Genomic DNA, 22,958 nt, shown 5'->3' on the forward strand with positions numbered 1-22,958 from the left:
GTGACCGGCACCCCCGCCGGCAGTCCCTCCAGCGTCGCGACGAGTGCGGGACCGTGGGACTCCCCCGCGGTCAGCCAGCGCAACCTGCTCAACGGTGCTCCTCAGTGTTCGCGCCTGGTACTGCCCCTGAGTGTCCGCGCGTCCACGCGCACGGTGACGGCGACCGGGTGCGCGGCCCGAGCCCGCCACTCCCGATCCTCCCATGTCCCGCCCCCCGACCCGGAGCCCGGTCCATCAGACGGACGCGAAACGGCCACCATCGCCCCACCGGGCCAGGCACGCCAACGGGCCGAAAGGATCACGCCGGGTCGTCGCACCGGTCCTACGGCGCCTACGGGCCCGGGAAGTCAGTGCCGATGAGGGTCCGACTCCGGCTGCGGCGCGTAGTCCCCGAGGTGGTCGGCTCCCCCGCCCTGCCCATGCGACGGCTCCCCCGCGCCGGCCCGGTCCTGCGCGCGCTCACGCACGATGCCCCGGACGAACCTGACGGCCAGGGACACGACGAGGGCCAGCGGGATCAGGACGCGCCCGATCTCCTGCGCCCAGTCAGGCCCCCACTCCAGCACGGCCTCGAACAGCTCGCTCCTACCGGACGCCAGCGGCACCCGGACGGACATGCCAGCACAAATGGCCAACGATCCCCTCCCGACCCCACCCCCTGGGGAACCCGCCGGAACCTCCCGGATCCGACCCGAACCGAGCGGACCTCAGCGCCCCGCCAGCGCCCGTTCGCCCGCTTCCCGCATCGCGCTCAGTGGGGCCGGGGCGTGCCCCGTCATCTGCTCGACCTGGAGGACCGCCTGGTGCACCAGGAGATCGAGGCCGCTGAGGACGGCACCCCCGTACGCCGACCAGCGGGCGGCGAGGGTGGTGGGCCAGGGGTCGTACAGGACGTCGAAGAGGGTGGCCGGGCGTTCCGGGACGGCCGGGGCGAGGGCGTCGGTGGCGCCCGCCGGGGTGGTCGCGATGACCAGGGGGGCGTGCAGGCCCTGGGCGGCCTCGGCCCAGTCACGCGTCCGGATGTCGACCTGGAGCCGCTCGGCCCACGCGCGCATCTCGGCGGCACGGGCCGCGCTGCGGACGTAGACGGTGACCTCGCCGGTGCAGATCCGGGACAGCGCGGCGAGCGCGGAGGACGCGGTGGCGCCCGCGCCGAGGATCGCGGCGGAGTCGACCTTGTCGATGCCGTGCTCCTTGAGCGCGGCGATCATGCCGGGGATGTCCGTGTTGTCGCCGGTTCGGCGGCCGTCGCCGGTGAGGACGACGGTGTTCACCGCGTCGACGGAGGCCGCGGTCTCGCTGATCTCGTCGAGCAGCGGGATGATCGCCCGCTTCAGCGGCATGGTGAGCGAGAGACCCGCCCACCCGGGACCGAGCCCGGCCACGAAGGCCGGGAGCGCGGCCTCGTCCATCTCGAAACGGTCGTACGTCCATCCCTCCAGGCCCAGTGCCGCGTAGGCGGCGCGGTGCAGCACCGGGGAGAGGGAATGGGCGATCGGCGAGCCGAGGACGGCGGCCCGGCGGCGGCGTACGGTCATCACTGCTTCCTCGTCACTGCTTCCTGCGAGATCACCGCGTGCTGCGAGATCACCGACGGCCATGAGAACACTGCTTGCCATGAGAACACTGCTTGCTGCCGGCCGGCGGCGGAACCGGCCGAAAGGTTGTCCGCCGGGGCACCCGGGGGCCCCGGCGGGCCATCCGGGGAGGCGCCCGTCGGGGCGCCTCCGTCAGTTGCCCCGCGACTCGTTGAACTTGTCGACCAGTTCCTGGTGCTCGTCGATCGTCCTGGCGAACTCGGTCTTGCTCATGCCGTCGGTGGCGACGAAGTACATCCAGCCGTCGTCCGTCGGGTCGAGCGCCGCCTTGATCGCTTCCTCGCCCGGGTTGCCGATGGGTCCGGGCGGCAGGCCCCGGTTGGTGTACGTGTTGTACGGGTCGGGGTTGCTGTTGATCTCCGACTCGGTGATGTCGATCTTGCTCTGGCCCTTGAGGTAGTTGAAGGTCGAGTCGAACTGAAGTTCCTGGTTCGTCTCGGTGTTGTCCGGCTGGAGACGGTTGTAGATGACCTCGGCCATCTTGCGGAAGTCGTCGTGGGTCTTGCCCTCGGCCTGGACCAGGCTCGCGACGGTGACCAGTTCCCAGGCGTTCTTGAGCCCGACGTTCTCCGCCTGCTGCGCCAGGCCGAGTTCCTCGTAGCTGTCGGTGGCGCGGGCCACCATCTGCTTGAGCACGTCCTCGGGCTTCTGGCCCTTGGCGACGGGATAGCTGGAGGGGTAGAGGAAGCCTTCCAGCGGATCCTTGACGTTCGCGTGACCGGTGGCCCAGTCGGGCAGGCCGAGTTCCTTCCAGTCGTTCTTGGCGACCTCGGCCGTGGTGCCGTCCTTGACCTCAAGGCGTTTGTCGATCAGCGTGTAGATCTCGGCGTTGCGCTTGCCCTCGGCGATGATCAGGTTGCTGCGGCTCTCCGGGCTGAGCATGAGGTCGACCGCGCTGTCGGCGGACATCTCCTTCTGGAGGGTGTACACACCGTCCTGGATGGTCTTGCCCTCGGGGTTGGCCGTCTGGGCGGCGACGAAGGCGTCGACGCTCTTGACCACGCCGGCCTTCTTCAGCTCCTGCCCGATCACCGAGCCGGTCGCACCCTGGGGAATGGTGACGGTGACCTGCTCGCCGTTGCCCGCCCCGGCGAAGTCGGGGGCCGCGCCAAAACGGTCCTGGTAGAACTGGTAGCCGAAGTAGCCGACGCCCGAGATGCCGCCGCCGAAGACCAGCGCGACCACCAGGCAGGCGCAACCGTTGCGGCTCTTCTTGGACTTGCCGCCACGGCCCCGCCGGTCACCACGACCGCCCCGGCCCCTCGGCGTGGACCCGTCGCCGGTGTCTCTCCCGTCGTCCCCGTCCTCCTCGCCGTCGGCGAAGAGCGCGTGGTCCTCCTGGCCCGGCTCGGGGTCCCAGTCGGTGCGCGGCTCCGGCTCGGCGCGGCGCCGGCTGGGCGGTTCGGGGGGCGGATAGGCGTCCGGCGTGTTGTAGAAGTCGGCGTGCTCACCGCCGTAGGAGGCGGCGGCCTGCTGCCCGTAGGGGTCGACGGGGTCGGCCGTGCCCGGGTACGGCAGCTGCTGCTGGTTGCCGGTGCCCCAGCCGGTGTCGTACGGCGGCTGGCCCTGTTCTCCGTAGTGCTGCTGCTCGTACGGGTGGGGGTACGGCGGCTGCTGCTGGCCGTAGCCCTGCTGGTCGTACTGCTGCTGGTCGGGGCCCTGCGGGTCGTGCCCCGGCCGGCCGCCGTCCCAGTCGCCGTAACCCGGCTGCGGCTGCTGCGGGTACTGCTGCTGGCCGCCGTAGGCAGCCTGCTGGCCCACCGGGGCCTGCTGCTGCCCTCCCCATCCGCCGTCCCCGTACAACGGGTCCTCGGGATGCCACGGTTCGGAGCCTGGGCCCCGGCCATACTCAGTCATCGATCCCCTAAAGCCGCGAGCCGGTGGGGGCGCGGTTCCAAGGCCCCGGTTCCCGTTCCGCCTCTTGTTGTGCGGAGGCTGTTCGAATGCCGCCGCCCGCGCGGAACGTTACCGTATCGCGATCAGATGACCACTTCGACGCCCTCGCCGGGGGCTTTACCTGACACCCGTTCGGATTCCAAGGCCTGCTGGAGAATGATCACGGCCGCGGCCTGGTCGATGACCGCGCGTCCCTTCTTCGCCTTCACCCCCGAGGCCCGCAGTCCCTGCCCCGCGGTCACCGTCGTCATCCGTTCGTCGACCAGCCGGACCGGGACCGGCGCGATGCCCTTCGCCAGCTCCTGGGCGAAGCCGCGGACCTTGACCGCGGCCGGGCCCTCGCCCCCTTTCAGGGAGCGGGGGAGGCCGACGACCACCTCGATCGGCTCGTACTCCGTGACCAGCTGCCTCAGCCGGCGGTGGGCCGCGGGGACGTCCCGGCCGGGCACGGTCTCGACCGGCGTGGCGAGGATCCCGTCGGGGTCGCAGGAGGCGACCCCGATCCGGGCGTCCCCGACGTCGACCGCGAGGCGGCGTCCGTGTCGCATCGTCCGGCCGCCTCCACTCAGCTGGCCGGCTCCACTCGTCCGGCTGACCTCGGTCACCTGGCTGTCCTCCGTCACCCGGCCGTTCCCCCGCGCCGGGCCGTTTCGGCCGCTCTCGCCCACTCGGCCGTTCCCGCTCACTTGGCCGTTTCCGCCACGAGCCGCTCCACGGCGTCCACGGCGTCGCCGATGGCGGCCGGGTGCTGGCCGCCGCCCTGGGCGACGTCCGGCTTGCCGCCGCCTCCGCCGCCGAGCGTCTTGGCGGCCGTGCGGACCAGGTCACCGGCCTTGAGGCCGCGCTCGCGGGCGGCCTCGTTGGTGGCGATGACCGTCAGCGGCTTGCCGTTCGCCGTGGTGAACAGGGCCACCACGGCGGCCCGGCCGCCCTGGATCCGGCCGCGCACATCGAGGACCAGCTTGCGCAGGTCGTCGGCGGTGGTGCCGTCCGGGACCTGGCCGGTGACCAGGGCGACGCCCCGCACGTCCTTGGCGGACCCGGCGAGACCGGCGGCGGCCTGGAGCACCTTCTCGGCGCGGAACTTCTCGATCTCCTTCTCGGCGTCCTTGAGCCGGCCGAGCATCCCGGACACCTTCTCGGGAAGGTCCTCGGGGCGGCCCTTGAGGAGTTCGGTGAGCTGGTTGACGACCGTGTGCTCACGGGCCAGGAAGTTGTAGGCGTCCACGCCGACCAGGGCCTCGATCCGGCGTACGCCGGAGCCGATGGAGGACTCGCCGAGCAGCTTGACCAGGCCGAGCTGGGCGGTGTTGTGCACATGCGTGCCGCCGCACAGTTCCTTGGAGAAGTCGCCGATGGTGACGACCCGCACCCGGTCGCCGTACTTCTCACCGAACTCGGCGATGGCGCCCTGCTTCTTCGCCTCGTCGATGCCCATGACGTCGGCACGCACATCGAGGTCGCGGGCGAGGACCTCGTTGATCTTCTGCTCGACGTCGGTCATCACGGCCGTCGGGACGGCGGACGGCGAGCCGAAGTCGAAGCGGAAACGGCCGGGCTGGTTCTCGGAGCCGGCCTGGGCGGCGGTCGGGCCGAGGGCGTCACGCAGGGCCTGGTGGGTGAGGTGGGTGGCCGAGTGGGCGCGGGCGATGGCGGTCCGGCGGCGGATGTCGATGACGGCCTCGGCCCTGGCGCCGACGGTGACTTCACCCACCTGGACGACACCCTTGTGGACGTACACGCCCGGCACCGGCTTCTGGCAGTCACGGATCTCGATGACGGCACCGGTGTCGACCTTGATCCGGCCGGTGTCGCCGATCTGCCCGCCGCCCTCGGCGTAGAACGGGGTGCGGTCGAGGACGATCTCGACCTCGTCGCCCTCGGTGGCGGCGGGTGAGGAGACGCCGTCGACCAGGATGCCGACGACCGTGGACTCACCCTCGGTGTCGGTGTAACCGATGAACTCGGTGGCCCCGGCGGCGTCGGCGATCTCCCGGTAGGCGCCCATGTCGGCGTGGCCGGTCTTCTTGGCCTTGGCGTCGGCCTTGGCGCGCTCGCGCTGCTCCTTCATCAGGCGCCGGAAGCCGTCCTCGTCCACGGACAGGCCCTGCTCGGCGGCCATCTCCAGGGTGAGGTCGATCGGGAAGCCCCAGGTGTCGTGGAGCAGGAAGGCCTTGTCGCCGGCGAGGACGGTGCCGCCGCCGGCCTTGGTCTCGGTGACGGCGGTGTCGAGGATGTTGGTGCCGGCCTTGAGCGTCTTCAGGAAGGCGTTCTCCTCGGCGACGGCGACCCTCTCGATCCGCTCGCGGTCGGTGACCAGCTCGGGGTACTGCTGCCCCATCATCGCGATGACCGTGTCGATCAGGTCCTTGACGACCGGGCCGGTGGCGCCCAGCAGGCGCATGTTGCGGATGGCGCGGCGCATGATCCGGCGCAGCACATAGCCACGCCCCTCGTTGCCGGGGGTCACGCCGTCGCCGATGAGCATCACGGAGGTGCGCATGTGGTCGGTGACCACGCGCAGGGAGACATCGGAGCCGTGGTCGGTGCCGTAGGCCACGCCGGTCAGCTCGGTGGCCTTGCCGATCACGGCCATGGACGTGTCGATCTCGTACATGTTCTGCACGCCCTGAAGGATCATGGCGAGCCGTTCGAGACCGAGACCGGTGTCGATGTTCTTGCTGGGCAGGTCGCCGAGGATCTCGAAGTCCTCCTTCGAGGTGCCCTCGCCGCGCTCGTACTGCATGAAGACCAGGTTCCAGATCTCCACGTACCGCTCATCGTTGACGGCGGGGCCGCCCTCGGCGCCGAACTCGGGGCCGCGGTCGTAGTTGATCTCGGAGCACGGGCCACAGGGGCCGGGGACGCCCATGGACCAGTAGTTGTCCTTCTTGCCCAGGCGCTGGATGCGCTCGGCGGGCACGCCGACGACATCGCGCCAGATGCGCTCCGCCTCGTCGTCCTCCAGATAGACGGTGATCCACAGCCGCTCGGGGTCGAGGCCGTAGCCGCCCTTGTCCTGGGGGCTGGTCAGCAGCTCCCAGGCGTAGGTGATGGCGCCTTCCTTGAAGTAGTCGCCGAAGGAGAAGTTGCCGCACATCTGGAAGAACGTGCCGTGCCGGGTGGTCTTGCCGACCTCTTCGATGTCCGGGGTGCGCACGCACTTCTGCACGCTGGTGGCGCGGGCGAAGAGCGGCTTGACCTCGCCCAGGAAGTAGGGCTTGAAGGGCACCATGCCGGCCGGGACCAGGAGCAGAGTCGGGTCGTCCGCGATGAGCGACGCCGAAGGGACGACGGTGTGCCCGCGCTCCTCGAAGAAGCTCAGCCAGCGACGACGGATCTCAGCCGACTCCATCAGTGGTCCTCATTCCGGTTGTACGAGCGCATCGGGGATTCGATGTACTTCGGTGTGCTGGGGTGGTGGATGGTGGGGTGCGTGCCCGGGCGCGTGCCGGGGTTCTCGATGGCGGGGCGGCGGCGCGGCGCAGGGAGTTCGGGGTCCTCGGTGATGCCCAGCGCGTCGCCCAGTTCGGCCTCGCGCCGGGCCATGTTGTCGCGGACGTCGAGCGCGAAGCCGACGGCCCGGTCCCTGACCCGCTGACCGGCTTCCAGTGCCTTGTCGGCCGCGGTGGCGGCCAGGCTCTCGGGCGTCAGCTGCTTCAGCTTGCGGTTGACCTTGGTGGTGGCCCACACACCGGCGGCCACGCCGGTGGTGAACCAGAACGTACGGCGGAACATCGCTCGGTCTCAGTCCTTACTTCCGCTTGCGGCGGCCGGCGGGGACCGTGCGGCCCACGATCACCGTACGCCGGGGGGCCTTCGCGGGTGCGTCGTCCCTGCGGCCGACGAGCGCCCGGCGCACGCCGTAGCCGAAGGCGGCGACCTTCACCAGCGGGCCGCCGAAGGTGGAGGCGACGGTGGTGGACAGCGCGGACGCGTTCGACGTGACCTCCTGGACGTCGGAGGCGATCGCGTCGACCCGCTCGATCTGGGTCTGTGCCGAGCGCACCGCCGTCGAGGCGTCGGCGAGCAGCGGGACGGCCTGGTCGGTCACGTCCGCGACGAGCTTGGTGGTCGCCTTGAGCGTCTGGGCCAGCCTCGCCAGAGCCACCGCGAGGAAGGAGACCAGGATCGCCCAGAAGACGGCCACCAGGATCCCGGCCACCTCTCCACCGGACACTGCGCACCCGCTCCCTGAAACGTCCTGAACATCGAGAAAGTCGTGCACCGAGCCTATCGCGCCAGGGATGCCGGTCCGTACCGGATTACCGTCCGGCGCGCAGCGGAACGAGCACAATCACGGGAAGCGATTGTACGGAGTGATTACGTTTCAGTACGCTCCGTGTCCTATGCGACCAGATCAGACCACCGGTGACCAAGTGGACAGTGTGCTCGGCAATCTCCCCCTGGAACTCGACGCGTTCGTGGGCCGCTCCGCCGAACTGGCCGGGCTGGCACGGGCGCTCGGGGGCGCCCGGCTGGTCACGGTGACCGGGCCGGGCGGGATCGGCAAGTCCCGGCTGGCGGCCCGCGCGGCGGCGCGTTCGGCGCCCCGGGACGGGGTGTGGCGGGTGGATCTCGCGTCCCTGCGCGACCCGGAGTTCGTGGAGTACGCGGTGGTGGAGGCGCTGGCACTGACCGACCACACCACCCGGCCGCCCCGCGAGACCCTGCTCACCCAGCTCGCCGACCGCCAACTCCTGCTGGTGCTGGACGGGTTCGAGCATCTGGTGGAGGTGTGCGCCGCGCTGGTCACCGAGCTGCTGCGCCGGCTGCCGGGCCTGCGGGTGCTCGCGGTGGGGCGCAGACCGCTGGGGGTCGCGGGCGAGCGGCTCTTCGCGCTGGCGCCGCCGGCCGAGAACGAGGCGGTGGAGCTGCTGCGCGTCCGGGCGGCGCAGCTGGGCCCGCCGCCGGAGGACGACGCGGGCCTGCGGGAGCTGTGCCGGCGTCTGGAGGGGATCCCGCTGGCGATCGAGCTGGCGGCGGGGCGGCTGGGCGCGCTGTCGGCGGCGCGGCTGCTGGAGCGGCTGGACGACCGGTTCCGGCTGCTGACCGGCGGCGGGCGGGACGCGCTGCCCCGGCATCAGACGCTGCGCACGGCGATCGGCTGGAGCCATGAGCTGTGCGCGCCCGCCGAGCGGCTGCTCTGGTCGCGCCTGTCGGTGTTCGCGGGCACCTTCGACCTGGAGGCGGTCGAATATGTGTGCAGCGGCGATGGCCTGCGCGCCGACGACGTCCTCGATGTGCTGACCCAGTTGCTCGCGCAGTCGGTGGTGAGCCGGGAGGAGACCCCGGCCGGGACCCGCTACCGGATGCTCGACACGATCCGTGCGTACGGCGCCGAGTGGCTTGAGGCGGCGGGCGACGCGGCCCGGATGCGGCGGCGCCACCGTGACTGGTATCTGGGGCTGGCGACCTGGTGCGAGCTGGACTGGTTCTCGGCGCGCCAGGGCGAGGTGGCCGCGCGGGTGGAGGCGGACCTGCCGAATCTGCGCTGGGCGCTGGAGCACTGCCTGACCGAGCCGGACGACGCGCATCTGGCGCTGTATCTGTCCGGGTCGCTGTGGTTCTACTGGGCCGGCTGCGGGCGGCTGTCGGAGGGGCGGCGCTGGCTGGAGCGGAGCGTGGAGCTGCCGGTGGAGGACGTGGGGCATGAACAGTCCCGGCTGAAGGCGCTGTGGGTGCTCGGCTATGTGGCCGTCCTCCAGGGCGACCGGGTGACGGCGCTGACCGCGCTCCAGGAGTGCCGCGAGGAGTCGGAACGCCTCGCGAGCGCCACGGCGGTCGCGTACGCCGAGCACCGCACCGGCTGTCTGGCGCTGGTCTGTGACGACATGCCCCGTGCAGAAACGCTGCTGCGCTCGGCGCTGGAGCGCTATCACGAGATCGGCGAGCTGAACAGCAATGTCCTGATGTGCCAGGTCGAGCTGGCGATGACCCGCGCCTTCCAGGGCGATCTCGCGGAGGCCGTGCGGCTGTGCGAGGACGTCCGGCGGGTGTGCGAGGACCACGGGGAGCGCTGGTCGCGGGCGTACGCGCTGTACGTCCTCGGCTATGCCGCCTGGCACGAGGGCGACTGGGCGGGTGCGCGCACGCTGCTCGCCGACTGTCTCGCCACCGCCCACGCCTTCAACGATCTGCTCGGCGCGGTGCTGGCGGTGGAGCTGCTCGCGCTGGTCACGGCCGCCGAGGGCGAGTTCGCGGAGGCGGCGGTGCTCCAGGGCGCGGCCTCCCGGATGTGGCCGTCGGTGGGGCTGCCGCTGTTCGGCTCGGCCCACTACAACCGGCCGCACGAGCGGTGCGAGGCGCTGTCCCGGGCCCGGCTGGGCGACGAGCGGTACGAGGAGTGCGTACGGCTCGGTGCGCGGCTGGACCGGCGGACGGCGGTGGCGCGGGCGCTGGAGTGGTCGCCGGTACGGTCGCCGGAGCTGCCGGGGGCGCCGCGCGGGACGGTGCGGCACGCGCGCGGGAGCGCGGATCCGGCGTCCGTCACGCACAAGCCCGCCGTCTCGCCCACCCGGAAGGGCGGGGAGACGGCGGGCTGACGCGCGAGGGGGGTGCTACGTCCGGGTCAGCGGGCGTAGTACTCGACGACGAGCTGCTCGTCGCAGATCACCGGGATCTCCTTGCGGTTCGGCTCGCGGTCCAGGCGGAACGCCAGGGCCTTGAGGTTCACCTGGAGGTAGCGCGGGGTCTCGCCGTCGGGGGCGAAGCCGCCCTCGCGGGAGATCTGGAACAGCGTCTTGTCCTTGCTGCGGTCGCGGACCTGCACGACGTCGTCCGGGCGCACGACGAAGGACGGCTTGTCGACCTTCTTGCCGTTGACCTGGATGTGGCCGTGGACGACCATCTGGCGGGCCTGGTAGATGGTGCGGGCGATGCCCGACCGCAGGACCAGGGCGTCGAGACGCTTCTCCAGCTCGATGATCAGGGCCTCACCGGTCTTGCCCTGGACCTTGGAGGCGCGGTCGTAGGCGCGCACGAGCTGGCGCTCGGACACGTCGTACTGCGCGCGCAGCCGCTGCTTCTCCAGCAGCCGGACCTTGTAGTCCGAGTTCTGCTTGCGGCCACGGCCGTGCTCACCGGGCGGGTAGGGACGCGCCTCGAAGTACTTGACGGCCTTCGGGGTCAGCGCGATGCCGAGGGCACGCGACTTCTTGACCTTGGGGCGGGACTGGTTCGCCATGAACCAAACACCTCGTGTTCTGTGTGCGAATACGGCTTCACCAGGGTTAGGGGAGGTCGCATCCGCAGCCGGGGAAACCCCGCGGGGCCGTGAGCGAACACGGTCCTGCCGGGCAGCCGCTCCCTGGTCTGGGCACATACGTGCAGCACGCGAGTCGCCCATCGCCGGTCCCGGGACTCCGGGGGGTGATGGGCTGCCCGCGACACCGTTCGACGGTGCGCGACGCTCCTGGAATCCTGCGCCTTGCGGCGACGGGGTTCCGGCTGGATGTCCCGTTCTGGTGGTGCCGGCTGCCCTTTCGGGTGCCGGGCACGGGACGCAGCGCTCCGGGGATTCTACAGGCCGCTCAGGACCGCTTGCGACCGAGGTGCTTCCTGGTCCATTCCACGGCGTCGGCGTATCTGGCCTCGGCCCCGTGCCGGGTCGGGGTGTAGTACGCGCGGTCCTTGAGGGCGTCAGGGGCGTACTGCTGCTCGGCGATGCCCTCGGGCACGTCGTGCGGATACACGTACCCCTGCGCGTGCCCCAGCTTGGCGGCGCCCTTGTAGTGCCCGTCCCGCAGATGCGCGGGGACGGGCCCGGCCAGCCCCTTGCGCACGTCCTCCAGGGCGGCGCCGATGGCGGTGGTCGCGGCGTTGGACTTGGGGGCGAGGGCGAGGGCGATGGTGGTGTGGCTGAGGGTGAGGGCGGCCTCGGGGAAGCCGATCATGGCGACGGCCTGGGCGGCGGCGACCGCGAGGGGCAGCGCGGTGGGGTCGGCGAGGCCGATGTCCTCGCTGGCGGAGATCATCAGCCGGCGGGCGATGAACCGGGGGTCCTCGCCGGCCTCGATCATCCGGGCCAGGTAGTGCAGGGCGGCGTCCACGTCGGAGCCGCGGATGGACTTGATCAGGGCGCTGGCCACGTCGTAGTGCTGGTCGCCGTCGCGGTCGTACTTCACCGCGGCGCGGTCGACGGTCTCCTCCAGGGTGGTGAGGGCGATCTCCGTCTCGCCCTTGTCGAGGGCGGCGCCGGCCGCGGCCTCCAGGGCGGTCAGCGCGCGCCGGGCGTCGCCGCCGGCGATCCGCAGAAGGTGGTCCTCGGTGGCCTCGGGGAGGGTGACCGCGCTCTTGAGGCCGCGCTCCTCGGTGAGGGCACGGCGCAGCAGACCGCGCAGGTCGTCGTCGGTGAGGGGTTCCAGGGTGAGCAGGAGGGAGCGGGAGAGCAGGGGGGAGATCACCGAGAAGTACGGGTTCTCGGTGGTGGCCGCGATGAGGGTGACCCAGCGGTTCTCCACGGCGGGCAGCAGGGAGTCCTGCTGGGCCTTGCTGAAGCGGTGGATCTCGTCCAGGAAGAGAACGGTCTCCTTGCCGTAGCCGCCGGTGGCGCGGCGTGCCCCGTCGATGACCGCGCGGACCTCCTTGACCCCGGCGGTGATCGCGGACAGCTCCACGAACCGCTTCTCGGTGGCCTTGGAGACGACGTACGCGAGGGTCGTCTTGCCGGTGCCGGGCGGGCCCCACAGGATCACCGAGGACGGCCCGGCCGGTCCTCCGGCGCCCTCGCCGACGAGCCGGCGCAGCGGCGAGCCGGGTTTGAGCAGATGCCGCTGGCCCACCACCTCGTCCAGGACACGCGGGCGCATCCGGACCGCCAGGGGACTCGCGGCCGGGTCCTTCTCCTGGCGCTCTTCGGCGGCGGCGGTGAACAGATCGGGTTCCACGCTGAAACCCTAAATCACGGCACTGACATCGCCGGGGGCGCGTGGGGCGAAGTGGGGTGTGGGAGGGGGCGGGGCGTTCGCGTGGGGGCCGCGAAGGGGGCCAGGGGGCGCCGGGGGGGCTGAGAGCACCGGGGGCCCAAGGGGCGGGAGGCCCGGGGCCCGGGGCCCGGAGGGACCCGGGTGGCCGGAAGACCCTGGGGACCGGAGGGGGCGAAGGGCCGGGGCCCAGGGGGAGCCGGAGGGCCCGGGGAGAACCGGGGCCCGGGAGGAACGGGAGGCCACAGTGGCAGCGTCTGCGCCGGAGTCGCCGGGGGCGAAGCGCGGGACCCGCCCAGGACGAGGCACCGGGGGCAGATCACCAGTGATCGCCCGTATCCGCGCGGAGGGCGCGTCCGTGGAGGACGCGTCCGCGCCGGACACGTGAGGTCACACCGCGTGGGACGTTTCCGTGGCCACGCAGATGCCCGGACCACGGCGGGCCGCCCGCGCAGGCGCCCGCCGACGCCGGCCGGTGAGCACGCGGTCCCCCGCGACCGTACGGCGTGGCAAGGTCCGGCCCGCCCGCGCCCTCCTCAGGCCCAGAGGTCGGCGCCCCACCGTGTGAGGATCAGCATGGCGATGATGCCGACGTGCGTGACGGGCAGGACCCAGGTGAACTCGGCCAGGAAGCGCTTGACGGGGCCCGGCGCCGGGAGGAAGCCGTTACGGACGTTGAAGGAGGTCACGTACCAGAACATGACGATGGTCGCGACCCACGCCAGGGAGCACCACAGGCACAGGGCGTTGATCCGGTACAGCGACTGGAACTGGAGCCAGGTGCAGAAGGCGACGCCGAAGACCGTGCCCGCGTTGAAGGTGAGCCAGTACCAGCGCGGGAAGCGGACCCGGGTCAGCAGGCTCACGCCGACGCAGATGACGATGCCGTAGGCGACGAGTCCGAGCATCGGGTTGGGGAAGCCGAAGACGGACGCCTGGTCGCTCTCCATGATGGAGCCGCAGGACACGACCGGGTTGACGCTGCACCCGGGGACATAGGTCTCGCCGGCCACCTTGGCTTCGAGGAGCTTGAACTTGTCGAGCGTGATGACCCACGCGGCCAGCAGTCCCGCGGCGCCGGTGATCACCAGCATCAGCGCGAAGGCGCGGCTGCCACCGGCCGTGTGCGGCGCGGCCGGGGTGGTGCGCGGCGGCTCGGGCTCGGTGGAGACGTCGTTGACAGTCGTCTTGCTCATCACGCCGATTCCGTCACTGGAGAGGGTCCTTCTTCGGGCAGGGCCATTGTGCCGCACCCTCCTGGGCGGCACCGGACCCTGTGGACAAGGGGGGCCCATGGGGGTCGATGGTCCCTCGTCAGCGGCCGGTTCCGGACAGGTTTTCGGGACGGACGGCCCTGGCGGCCGACGCTGACGGACACCCTCCCGGTCCCCCGCCCTTCGGTGTCGCGAAAGACGCCGGAAGGACGCCGGAAGGGCATCGGGAGGCCGCCGGGAAAAGAGGGGCGGGGCGCCCGATGCCGTACGGCACCGAACGCCCCGCCCCGCGTGTCCTCGTACCGTCTCAGCCGAGCCGTGTCTCCAGTTCCGCCACGATCTCGCCCACGCCGATCGCCGTCTGTTCGCCGGACTCCATGTCCTTGAGCTGGACGACGCCCTCGGCGAGGTCGCGCTCGCCCGCGACGATCGTGTAGCGGGCGCCGCTGCGGTTGGCGCTCTTCATGGCGCCCTTCAGGCCCCGCCCGCCGAAGGCGAAGTCCGCCGCCACGCCCACCTTGCGCAACTCGGTGACCTTGGCGAACAGCACCCGTCGCGCCTCCTCCCCGAGGGGGACGGCGTAGACGCTGGTGGGGGACGGCAGGTCGAGGGCGATGCCCTCCGCGTCCAGGGCGAGGACCGTGCGGTCGACGCCGAGGGCCCAGCCGACGGACGGGAGCGCGGGGCCGCCGATCATCTCGGACAGACCGTCGTACCGGCCGCCGCCGCCCACCGCTGACTGGGCGCCCAGTCCGTCGTGGACGAACTCGAACGTCGTACGGGTGTAGTAGTCCAGGCCGCGCACCAGCCGGGGGTCGTCCTCGAAGGCGACGCCCGCCGCGCGGATCAGCTCGCGGACCTCCTCGTGGTACGCCTTGCAGGCGTCGCACAGGTAGTCGCGCAGCAGAGGGGCGCCGGTGAGCTGCTTCTGGACGTCGGCGCGCTTGTCGTCCAGGACGCGCAGCGGGTTGATCTCCGCGCGGCGCAAGGTGTCCTCGTCGAGGTCCAGGCCGCGCAGGAAGTCCTGGAGCGCGGCCCGGTAGACCGGACGGCACTCCTTGTCACCGAGGCTGTTGAGCAGGATGCGGAAATCGCGCAGGCCCAGCGAGCGGTACGCCTGGTCGGCGAGGATGATCAGCTCGGCGTCCAGCGCCGGGTCCTCCGCGCCGATCGCCTCGGCGCCGACCTGGGAGAAGTGGCGGTAGCGGCCTGCCTGGGGCTGCTCGTAGCGGTAGTAGGAGCCCGAGTACCAGAGCTTGACCGGCAGATTGCCCGCGCGGTGGAGATTGGCCTCCAGCGCGGCGCGCAGTACGGAGGCGGTGCCCTCGGGGCGCAGGGCGAGCCGGTCGCCGCCCTTGGTCTCGAAGGCGTACATCTCCTTGGTGACGATGTCGGTGGACTCGCCGACGCCGCGCGCGAACAGTTCGACGTTCTCGAAGCCGGGGGTCTCGATGTAGCCGTAGCCCGCGTCGCGCAGCGGGGCCGCGATCGCCTCGCGCACCGCGAGGAAGACGGCGGAGCGCGGCGGGATCAGGTCGTACGTGCCCTTGGGGGCCTGAAAGGTACTCACGGAAGGTCTCTCGTCACATTCCTCGTCGGGGAGCGTCGGCGCTCCCGAGGCCGTCGGCCACCTGCCGCAGATACGGGTTGGTGGCGCGCTCCTGGCCGATGGTCGTCTGGGAGCCGTGCCCGGACAGGACCACGGTCGAGTCGTCGAGCGGCAGGCACACGCGGGCCAGCGAGTCGAGCATCTCGGCCATGTCACCGCCGGGCAGGTCGGTGCGTCCGATGGAGCCGGCGAAGAGCAGGTCCCCGGAGAAGAACACCGACGGGATGTCGGCCGTCTCGGGCATCCTGAAGGTCACCGACCCCTTGGTATGGCCCGGCGCGTGCGCGACGGAGAACTCCAGTCCGGCGAGGTCCAGCGCGCCGCCGTCGGTCAGTTCCCTGACGTCGTCCGGTTCCCCCACGGTCAGTTCGCCCATGAGGGGCATCCCGATGGCGCGTCCGATGCCTTTCTCGGGGTCGCTCATCATGTGGCGGTCCGCGGGGTGGATCCAGGCGGGCACACCGTGCGCGCCGCACACCGGGACGACCGAGGCCACATGGTCGATGTGACCGTGGGTGAGGACGACGGCGACGGGCTTGAGGCGGTGCTTCTTCAGCGCCTCCTCGACCCCGGGGGCGGCCTGGTGGCCCGGATCGATGATCACGCACTCCTCACCGGCGGCGGGGGCGACGAGATAACAGTTCGTCCCCCAGGCCCCGGCGGGGAACCCGGCAATGAGCACGATCGTCCTTCGTTGTGTCGGTTCGGGCGGCGGTTTGTGACGCCTGGGGCGGTCGGTGACCGGCCACGCCCGTCGTCAGAGCCTACCGGCGCTGCCGGATCCTCAGGTAACCCATATACGGTACGGGGCACACGCAGGCGGTCGGCCCATCGGACGCACGAACCGTGGCCGTCGTACGAGACGCATGAGGAGTAGACCCGGTGGTCAGCCAGGAGCAGCGGCGGCGTCAGCTCGCCCGGGAGAAGTTCTTGCGGCAGCAGACGCGGCGTACCGACGCGCGCCGCAAGGCACGGACACGCAATGCCGTGATCGCGTCGGTGATCGGCGTCGTCCTGATCGGCAGCCTCGCGCTGTACACGACGGACGCGTTCAAGAGCGACGACAGCGCGAACGCGTCCTCGGAGACGACCCCGAGCGCGGCGCCGACCAGCCCGCCCCCGGATCCCTGCGAGGAGCCGGCGGCGGGCGAGGTCGCGACGAAGACGTGGGACAAGGCGCCCGCGATGTCCATCGACGAGTCGGCGAAGTACACGATGACGCTGGCGACGACGTGCGGTGACATAGACATCGATCTGAAGACGGCGGCGGCGCCGCAGACGGTGAACTCGTTCGCGTTCCTCGCGGGCGAGGGCTACTTCGACCACACGAACTGCCACCGCCTCACCACCAGCGGTATCTACGTCCTCCAGTGCGGCGACCCGGCGGGCGACGGCACCGGCGGTCCGGGCTACACCATCCCGGACGAGAACCTCAAGGACACCAGCCTTGAGGGCGATGTGTACCCGGCGGGCACGGTCGCGATGGCGAACCAGTACGACGCGACGACGGGCGAGGGACGCGACAGCGGCGGCAGCCAGTTCTTCCTCGTCTTCCAGGACAGTCCGCTGCCCGCGGACTACACCCCCTTCGGTACGGTCTCCGAGTCCGGGATGGCCGTGCTGGAGAAGATCGCGGGTGCCGGGGAGAACACCGGCGCAGGTGACGGGGCTCCCAACGCGACTGTCGTGATCAACAAGGCGACGGTCACCAAGTCCTGACGACCGGGGCGGCCAGCTGGGAAATTTCGGTCGTGCTGGATGCGGACAGGCAACCCGCCGGTCGCCTATGTTGGCCGTGACGAAACTGTGGACGATGCCGGGGGCACGGAAGCCCGTCGCGGCATCATGTGGAGGAGGCGCTGTGAGCAGCGACCCGTGGGGCCGCGTCGACGAGACGGGGACCGTGTACGTGCGTACGGCCGACGGCGAGCAGGTCGTCGGTTCCTGGCAGGCCGGCTCCCCCGATGAGGCGCTGGCCTACTTCGAGCGCAAGTACGAGGGCCTGGTTGTCGAGATCGGCCTCCTCGAAAAGCGGGTGAAGACCACCGACCTGTCCGCGAAGGACGCCCAGGCCGCCGTCGACCATCTGCGCGAGCAGGTGGACGCGCATCACGCGGTGGGCGATCTGGACGCGCTGCGGGCCCGGCTGGACAAGCTCGTGGAGCTGGTGGAGGCCCGTCGCGAGCAGCGCAAGGCGCAGCGCGCCCGGCAGGCCGACGAGGCTCGTCAGTCCAAGGAGTCCCTGGTCACCGAGGCCGAGCAGCTGGCCCAGTCGGATCAGTGGCGCTCGGCCGGGGAGCGCCTGCGCGCGCTGGTGGACACCTGGAAGGCCCTCCCCCGGCTCGACCGCAAGTCGGACGACGAGTTGTGGCACCGCTTCTCGCACGCCCGCTCGGCGTTCTCCAAGCGGCGCAAGGCGCACTTCGCGCAGCTCGACGCGCAGCGCGAGGACGCCCGCAAGACCAAGGAGCGGCTGGTCGCCGAGGCCGAGGCGCTGTCGGACTCCGCCGACTGGGGTCCCACGGCCGCCCGCTACCGCGAGCTGATGGCGGAGTGGAAGGCGGCGGGCCGCGCCCAGCGCGAGCACGAGGACGATCTGTGGAACCGCTTCCGCGGCGCGCAGGACGTCTTCTTCGCCGCCCGCAGCTCGGTGTTCGCCGAGCGGGACGCGGAGCAGTCGGAGAACCTCAAGCTCAAGGAGGAGCTGGCCGAGGAGGCCGAGAAGATCCTCCCGGTCACCGATCTGAAGACCGCGCGGGCCGCGTTCCGCACGGTCAACGAGCGGTGGGAGGCCATCGGTCATGTGCCGCGCGACGCCCGGCCGAAGGTCGAGGGCCGGATCCACGCGGTGGAGCGGGCGATCCAGGAGGCCGAGGAGGCCGACTGGCGACGCACCAACCCGGAGGCACGCGCCCGTGCCGAGGGGCTGACGGGCCAGCTCCAGGCGGCCGTCGACAAGCTCGGTCAGCAGATCGAGCAGGCGCGCGCGCAGGGCAACACCGCGCGGGCCGACAAGCTCCAGAAGGAGCTGGACGGCCGCCAGGCCCTGCTGGACCAGGCGCTGAAGGGTCTCCAGGAGTTCGGCGGCTGAGACCGCCGGTGCGGTAGCTGTTCGTACAGGGTTCGTACAGGGTTCGTACAGAAGGAGGCTCCCCCTCAGGGGAGCCTCCTTCGTTGGTGCTACGAGCGGCTGCGCGCCGATGTCACCCGGTACACGTCGTAGACGCCCTCCACGCCCCGGACCGCCTTCAGGACATGGCCCAGGTGCTTGGGGTCGCCCATCTCGAAGGTGAAGCGGGACGTGGCGACCCGGTCGCGGGAGGTCTGGACGGCCGCCGAGAGGATGTTGACGTGCTGGTCGGACAGCACCCGGGTGACGTCGGAGAGCAGCCGGGAGCGGTCCAGCGCCTCGACCTGGATGGCGACCAGGAACACCGAGGACTGGGTGGGCGCCCACTCGACCTCCAGGATCCGCTCGGGTTCCCGGGACAGTGAGTCCACGTTGACGCAGTCGCTGCGGTGAACCGATACGCCGCTGCCTCGGGTGACGAACCCGATGATCGGGTCGCCGGGTACGGGGGTGCAGCAGCGGGCCAGCTTGACCCAGACGTCCTCGACGCCCTTGACGACGACGCCGGGGTCGGCGTTGGAGCGGCGCTTGCGGCTGCGGCCCCGGGCGGGCGGGACGCTCTCGTCGATCTCCTCGGTGGCCGCCTCCTCGCCGCCGAAGGCCTGCACCAGTTTCTGCACGACGTTCGGCGCGGAGACATGGCCCTCGCCGATCGCCGCGTACAGGGCGGAGATGTCCGGGTAGCGCATCTCGTGGGCGAGGGTGACCAGGGAGTCGCCGGTGAGGATGCGCTGGATCGGCAGGTTCTGCTTGCGCATCGCGCGGACGAGGGCGTCCTTGCCCTGCTCGATCGCCTCGTCCCGGCGCTCCTTGGAGAACCAGGCCCGGATCTTGTTGCGGGCGCGCGGTGACTTCACGAAGCCGAGCCAGTCACGGGAGGGGCCCGCGCCGGACGCCTTGGAGGTGAAGACCTCCACCAGATCGCCGTTGTCCAGGGTCGATTCCAGCGGTACGAGTCTGCCGTTGACCCGTGCTCCTATGGTGCGGTGGCCGACCTCGGTGTGGACGGCGTACGCGAAGTCGACGGGGGTGGAGCCCGCGGGCAGCGCTATGACGTCGCCCTTCGGGGTGAAGACGAAGACCTCGTTGCGGGACAGGTCGAAGCGCAGGGACTCCAGGAACTCGCCCGGGTCCTCGGTCTCCTTCTGCCAGTCGAGGAGCTGGCGCAGCCACGCCATGTCGTTGAGGTGGTCGTCCTTGCCCTTGCCGGACCTGGGCACGTCGGTGCGCACCTTGGAGGCGCCGGCGACGGCCTCCTGCTTGTACTTCCAGTGCGCGGCGATGCCGTACTCGGCGCGGCGGTGCATGTCGAAGGTACGGATCTGGAGTTCGACGGGCTTGCCGTTGGGGCCGATGACCGTGGTGTGCAGCGACTGGTACATGTTGAACTTGGGCATCGCGATGTAGTCCTTGAAGCGCCCGGGAACGGGGTTCCAGCGCGCGTGGACGGTGCCCAGGGCGGCGTAACAGTCGCGGACGGTGTCGACCAGGACCCGGATGCCCACCAGGTCGTAGATCTCCGCGAAGTCCCGGCCGCGGACGATCATCTTCTGGTAGACGCTGTAGTAGTGCTTGGGGCGGCCGGTGACGGTGGCCTTGATACGGGCCGCGCGCAGGTCCTGCTGGACCTCGTCGGTCACTATGGCCAGATACTCGTCACGCTTCGGGGCCCGCTCGGCCACCAGCCGGACGATTTCGTCGTACATCTTGGGGTAGAGGATCGCGAACGCGAGATCCTCCAGCTCCCACTTGATGGTGTTCATGCCCAGGCGATGGGCGAGCGGCGCGTAGATCTCCAGGGTCTCGCGCGCCTTCTTCTCCTGCTTCTCGCGCTTGAGGTAGCGCATGGTGCGCATGTTGTGCAGGCGGTCGGCGAGCTTGATGACCAGGACGCGCGGGTCCTTGGCCATGGCGACGACCATCTTGCGCACGGTCTCGGCCTGTGCGGCCTCGCCGAACTTGACCTTGTCCAGCTTGGTGACGCCGTCGACGAGCAGCGCGACCTGGTCGCCGAAGTCGCGGCGGAGCTGGTCGAGGCCGTACTCGGTGTCCTCGACGGTGTCGTGCAGCAGGCCGGCCATCAGGGTGGCCGGGTCCATGCCCAGCTCGGCGAGGATGGTGGTGACGGCGAGGGGGTGGGTGATGTAGGGGTCGCCGCTCTTGCGCTTCTGGCCGCGGTGCCAGCGCTCGGCGACCTGGTACGCCTTCTCGATCTGGCGGAGCGTGGCGGTCTCGATCTTCGGATCGTTGCTGCGCACTATCCGCAGCAGCGGCTCCAGGACCGGGTTGTACGGGTTGGAGCGCTGCACGCCGAGGCGGGCGAGCCGGGCCCGGACCCGGTTGGAGGAGCCGGAGCGGGCGGGCTGCTGGGGTGCGGGAGCCACGGGGGTCGGGGGCACGGGGGCGGGGGACGCAGGAGCCGGGGACGCGGCGGGGCGGCTCGCGGGCGTGCCCTCGGGCGGGGCCGGCTTGGGGCGCGCGGCCTCGGCGGGGGGCTCGACGGGCGCCGACTGGGCGTGCTCGACCGGCCCGTGCGCGTCGTTCTGCACGCTCTTCGCGTTGGTCGCGTTGGTCGCGTTGGTCGCGTTGGTCGCGTGCGGCGCGGGCTGGGCCGCGGGCTCCGAGGCGGGCTCGGGCTTGGCGGCGGTCAGGTGCTGGGCCTCGTCTGGCAAGAGGGCTCCTCGTGCGCGATCCGGGTCCCCCGGGCAGGTTCCGGAGACCCCATGGTAGCGATCCTGGGCTTCGACATCGCCTTCAGGACGATCTGCGGACCTTTGGCCGAAAACACCGGTGAGGGGAGGTTTGATTCCCTGCCGGGTGCCCCGGGCGCTCACAAGGCGAACGGGCGCCCCGGGCCGAAGCCCGGGACGCCCGGTGACACTCCCTGCCGCGCGGAGCCGCGCCCGCCCGCTCCAGGGTGGCTCAGGACCGCTCAGACGGTGAGCAGCGTCTCCAGCGGAGCCCCCTGGAGGGAGGGCTCCAGCCGGCTGCGGCCGTCGAGGAAGGACAGCTCCATGAGGATCGCGACGCCCGCGACCTCGGCGCCCGCGCGGCGGATCAGCTTCAGGGACGCCTCCGCCGTGCCGCCCGTGGCCAGCACATCGTCGACGACCAGCACGCGATCCCCCGCGCTGAGGTCCTCGGCGTGCAGTTCGATCTCCGCCGACCCGTACTCCAGGTCGTACGCCTGGCGCAGGGTGGCACCGGGGAGCTTGCCCGCCTTGCGGACCGGGATGAAGCCGACGCCCGCGCGGACCGCGACCGGCGCGCCCAGGATGAACCCGCGGGCCTCCAGGCCGACCACCTTGGTGGCGCCCTGGCGCACGGCGACATCGGCGAGGGCGTCGGTCAGCGCGCCGAACGCGGCGGGGTCCGCCAGGAGCGGGGTGATGTCCTTGAACACCACACCCGGCTCCGGATAGTCGGCCACGTCCCGGATACGGCTGAGCAGCAGCTCCCTGATGTCCGTCATCGGCGCTTCCCCGAGGGCCGGCCACGGCCCCGGGTGCGGGACACGGGCTGGTTGCGCGGTCCTACGACGGCGGCGGCGACGTCCTCGGGGAGGTCGTCGTACGTCTCCTCGGCGCTGGGCCGGGGCGCGGTGGGCTCGCTCTCCTCGGTGCCCTGCGCCCGCTTGGCCAGGATCCGCTTGCGCAGCGCCTTGATCTGCGGCTCGCGCTCCTTGAGGTCGGCGACCAGCGGCGTGGCGATGAAGATCGAGGAGTACGCGCCGGCCGCGAGGCCGACGAACAGCGACAGGGAGATGTCGTTGAGCGTGCCGGCGCCGAGGACACCGCCGCCGATGAACAGCAGGCCCGCCACCGGCAGCAGCGCGACCACCGTGGTGTTGATCGAGCGGACCAGGGTGCTGTTGATCGAGAGGTTGGCGATGTCGCTGTAGGTCCAGCGGCTCTGTTTGGTGATGTCCTTCGTCTGTTCCTTGAGGGAGTCGAAGACCACCACCGTGTCGTACAGCGAGTAGCCGAGGATCGTGAGCAGACCGATCACCGTGCCCGGGGTGACCTCGAAGCCCACCAGGGCGTAGACGCCGACCGTGATGGTGATGTCGTGGATCAGCGCGATGAACGCGGCGACCGCCATGCGCCACTCGAAGGCGATCGCCAGATAGATCACCACCAGGACCAGGAAGATCCCCAGTCCCTGCCACGCCTTGTTGGCGATCTGCTCACCCCAACTGGGGCCGACCAGGTCGGCGTTGATGGCGTCCGCGTCGACCTTCAGATTCTGCGCGAGGTCCTGCTTGATCTGGTCGGACTTGGCGGTGTCCACGCCGGAGATCTGGATGCGCATCCCGCCGGAGCCCAGCTCCTGGACGACCGCCTGGTGACCGGCGGCCTCCTCGGCGTAGGTCTCGGCCTGGGCGACGGAGACGGAGGTCTTCGGGGTGGTGAAGACGGCGCCGCCCTGGAACTCGATGCCCATGTTCAGGCCGCGCACGGCCAGGCCCACGATCGCCGTGATGGTGATCAGGATCGAGATGCCGTACCAGAGCTTGCGGTTCTTGACGAAGTCGTAACCGACCTCGCCGCGGTGGAGCCGGGCGCCGAGGTTGCCGAGCTTCGACAT

The 22,958-nt window shown here is 71.1% G+C and carries 19 protein-coding genes; 3 read left to right on the forward strand and 16 right to left on the reverse strand.

Going from position 1 to position 22,958, the window contains the following annotated elements:
- The 8 genes from ACFXAZ_RS29340 to ACFXAZ_RS29375 all read right to left on the reverse strand — a co-directional run.
- A partial coding sequence (locus ACFXAZ_RS29340; RefSeq protein WP_352102574.1) for a chorismate synthase occupies positions 1 to 92 on the reverse strand: 92 nt, incomplete at its 3' end.
- Between the two features lie 255 nt (positions 93 to 347).
- Positions 348 to 617, reverse strand: coding sequence for a hypothetical protein (locus ACFXAZ_RS29345; protein WP_384597305.1), 270 nt, complete (start codon positions 615 to 617; stop codon positions 348 to 350).
- A gap of 90 nt (positions 618 to 707) precedes the next feature.
- Positions 708 to 1,538, reverse strand: a complete 831-nt coding sequence (locus ACFXAZ_RS29350) for a shikimate dehydrogenase (RefSeq protein WP_384597358.1) — start codon at positions 1,536 to 1,538, stop codon at positions 708 to 710.
- Positions 1,539 to 1,730: 192 nt separating this feature from the next.
- Positions 1,731 to 3,455 (reverse strand): endolytic transglycosylase MltG, encoded by a 1,725-nt coding sequence (gene mltG, locus ACFXAZ_RS29355; RefSeq protein ID WP_384597307.1) that lies wholly within the window; start codon positions 3,453 to 3,455, stop codon positions 1,731 to 1,733.
- Between the two features lie 122 nt (positions 3,456 to 3,577).
- Positions 3,578 to 4,042 carry a Holliday junction resolvase RuvX gene (gene ruvX, locus ACFXAZ_RS29360; protein WP_384597309.1) on the reverse strand — a complete coding sequence of 155 codons (465 nt, stop codon included), beginning with the start codon at positions 4,040 to 4,042 and terminating at the stop codon, positions 3,578 to 3,580.
- Positions 4,043 to 4,176: 134 nt separating this feature from the next.
- Positions 4,177 to 6,849, reverse strand: a complete 2,673-nt coding sequence (alaS, locus tag ACFXAZ_RS29365; protein ID WP_384597311.1) for an alanine--tRNA ligase — start codon at positions 6,847 to 6,849, stop codon at positions 4,177 to 4,179.
- Complete coding sequence (locus ACFXAZ_RS29370) at positions 6,849 to 7,232, reverse strand: hypothetical protein (protein WP_384597313.1); 384 nt, start codon at positions 7,230 to 7,232, stop codon at positions 6,849 to 6,851. Before ACFXAZ_RS29370 ends, alaS begins: the two co-directional genes overlap by 1 nt.
- A gap of 16 nt (positions 7,233 to 7,248) precedes the next feature.
- Complete coding sequence (locus tag ACFXAZ_RS29375; RefSeq protein WP_384597315.1) at positions 7,249 to 7,674, reverse strand: DUF948 domain-containing protein; 426 nt, start codon at positions 7,672 to 7,674, stop codon at positions 7,249 to 7,251.
- A gap of 169 nt (positions 7,675 to 7,843) precedes the next feature.
- On the opposite strand from ACFXAZ_RS29375, the gene ACFXAZ_RS29380 reads away from it, so the two are divergent.
- Positions 7,844 to 10,039: an ATP-binding protein gene (locus tag ACFXAZ_RS29380; RefSeq protein ID WP_384597317.1), complete on the forward strand. Its 2,196-nt coding sequence runs from the start codon at positions 7,844 to 7,846 to the stop codon at positions 10,037 to 10,039.
- Between the two features lie 26 nt (positions 10,040 to 10,065).
- Here the strand turns inward: ACFXAZ_RS29380 and rpsD are convergent, their stop codons facing one another.
- From rpsD to ACFXAZ_RS29405, 5 genes are all read right to left on the reverse strand, one after another.
- Positions 10,066 to 10,680 (reverse strand): 30S ribosomal protein S4, encoded by a 615-nt coding sequence (gene rpsD / locus ACFXAZ_RS29385; RefSeq protein WP_384597319.1) that lies wholly within the window; start codon positions 10,678 to 10,680, stop codon positions 10,066 to 10,068.
- Between the two features lie 346 nt (positions 10,681 to 11,026).
- On the reverse strand, positions 11,027 to 12,382 hold the full coding sequence (locus tag ACFXAZ_RS29390) for a replication-associated recombination protein A (RefSeq protein WP_384597321.1): 1,356 nt from the start codon (positions 12,380 to 12,382) through the stop codon (positions 11,027 to 11,029).
- A gap of 572 nt (positions 12,383 to 12,954) precedes the next feature.
- The gene (locus tag ACFXAZ_RS29395) at positions 12,955 to 13,614 is read right to left on the reverse strand and encodes a vitamin K epoxide reductase family protein (RefSeq protein WP_384597323.1); all 660 of its coding nucleotides are present in this window, start codon (positions 13,612 to 13,614) and stop codon (positions 12,955 to 12,957) included.
- A gap of 325 nt (positions 13,615 to 13,939) precedes the next feature.
- Positions 13,940 to 15,202 carry a histidine--tRNA ligase gene (gene hisS / locus ACFXAZ_RS29400; RefSeq protein WP_384597325.1) on the reverse strand — a complete coding sequence of 421 codons (1,263 nt, stop codon included), beginning with the start codon at positions 15,200 to 15,202 and terminating at the stop codon, positions 13,940 to 13,942.
- A 13-nt stretch (positions 15,203 to 15,215) separates the two neighbouring features.
- A complete protein-coding gene (locus ACFXAZ_RS29405) occupies positions 15,216 to 15,923 on the reverse strand; it encodes an MBL fold metallo-hydrolase (protein WP_384597327.1) in 708 nt (235 codons plus the stop codon).
- A 200-nt stretch (positions 15,924 to 16,123) separates the two neighbouring features.
- Here ACFXAZ_RS29405 and ACFXAZ_RS29410 point away from each other — a divergent pair, with 200 nt between their 5' ends.
- Positions 16,124 to 16,960, forward strand: a complete 837-nt coding sequence (locus ACFXAZ_RS29410; protein ID WP_384597329.1) for a peptidylprolyl isomerase — start codon at positions 16,124 to 16,126, stop codon at positions 16,958 to 16,960.
- Between the two features lie 142 nt (positions 16,961 to 17,102).
- Positions 17,103 to 18,332 carry a DUF349 domain-containing protein gene (locus ACFXAZ_RS29415; RefSeq protein WP_384597331.1) on the forward strand — a complete coding sequence of 410 codons (1,230 nt, stop codon included), beginning with the start codon at positions 17,103 to 17,105 and terminating at the stop codon, positions 18,330 to 18,332.
- Positions 18,333 to 18,421: 89 nt separating this feature from the next.
- Here ACFXAZ_RS29415 and ACFXAZ_RS29420 read toward each other — a convergent pair whose 3' ends face one another.
- From ACFXAZ_RS29420 to secF, 3 genes are all read right to left on the reverse strand, one after another.
- Complete coding sequence (locus ACFXAZ_RS29420) at positions 18,422 to 21,043, reverse strand: RelA/SpoT family protein (RefSeq protein WP_384597333.1); 2,622 nt, start codon at positions 21,041 to 21,043, stop codon at positions 18,422 to 18,424.
- Positions 21,044 to 21,303: 260 nt separating this feature from the next.
- On the reverse strand, positions 21,304 to 21,843 hold the full coding sequence (locus tag ACFXAZ_RS29425; protein ID WP_382687596.1) for an adenine phosphoribosyltransferase: 540 nt from the start codon (positions 21,841 to 21,843) through the stop codon (positions 21,304 to 21,306).
- Complete coding sequence (gene secF / locus ACFXAZ_RS29430) at positions 21,840 to 22,958, reverse strand: protein translocase subunit SecF (RefSeq protein WP_384597335.1); 1,119 nt, start codon at positions 22,956 to 22,958, stop codon at positions 21,840 to 21,842. Before secF ends, ACFXAZ_RS29425 begins: the two co-directional genes overlap by 4 nt.

The sequence above is a fragment of the Streptomyces sp. NPDC059477 genome (genome assembly GCF_042749375.1).
In the GTDB taxonomy this organism is placed as follows: Bacteria; Actinomycetota; Actinomycetes; order Streptomycetales; family Streptomycetaceae; genus Streptomyces.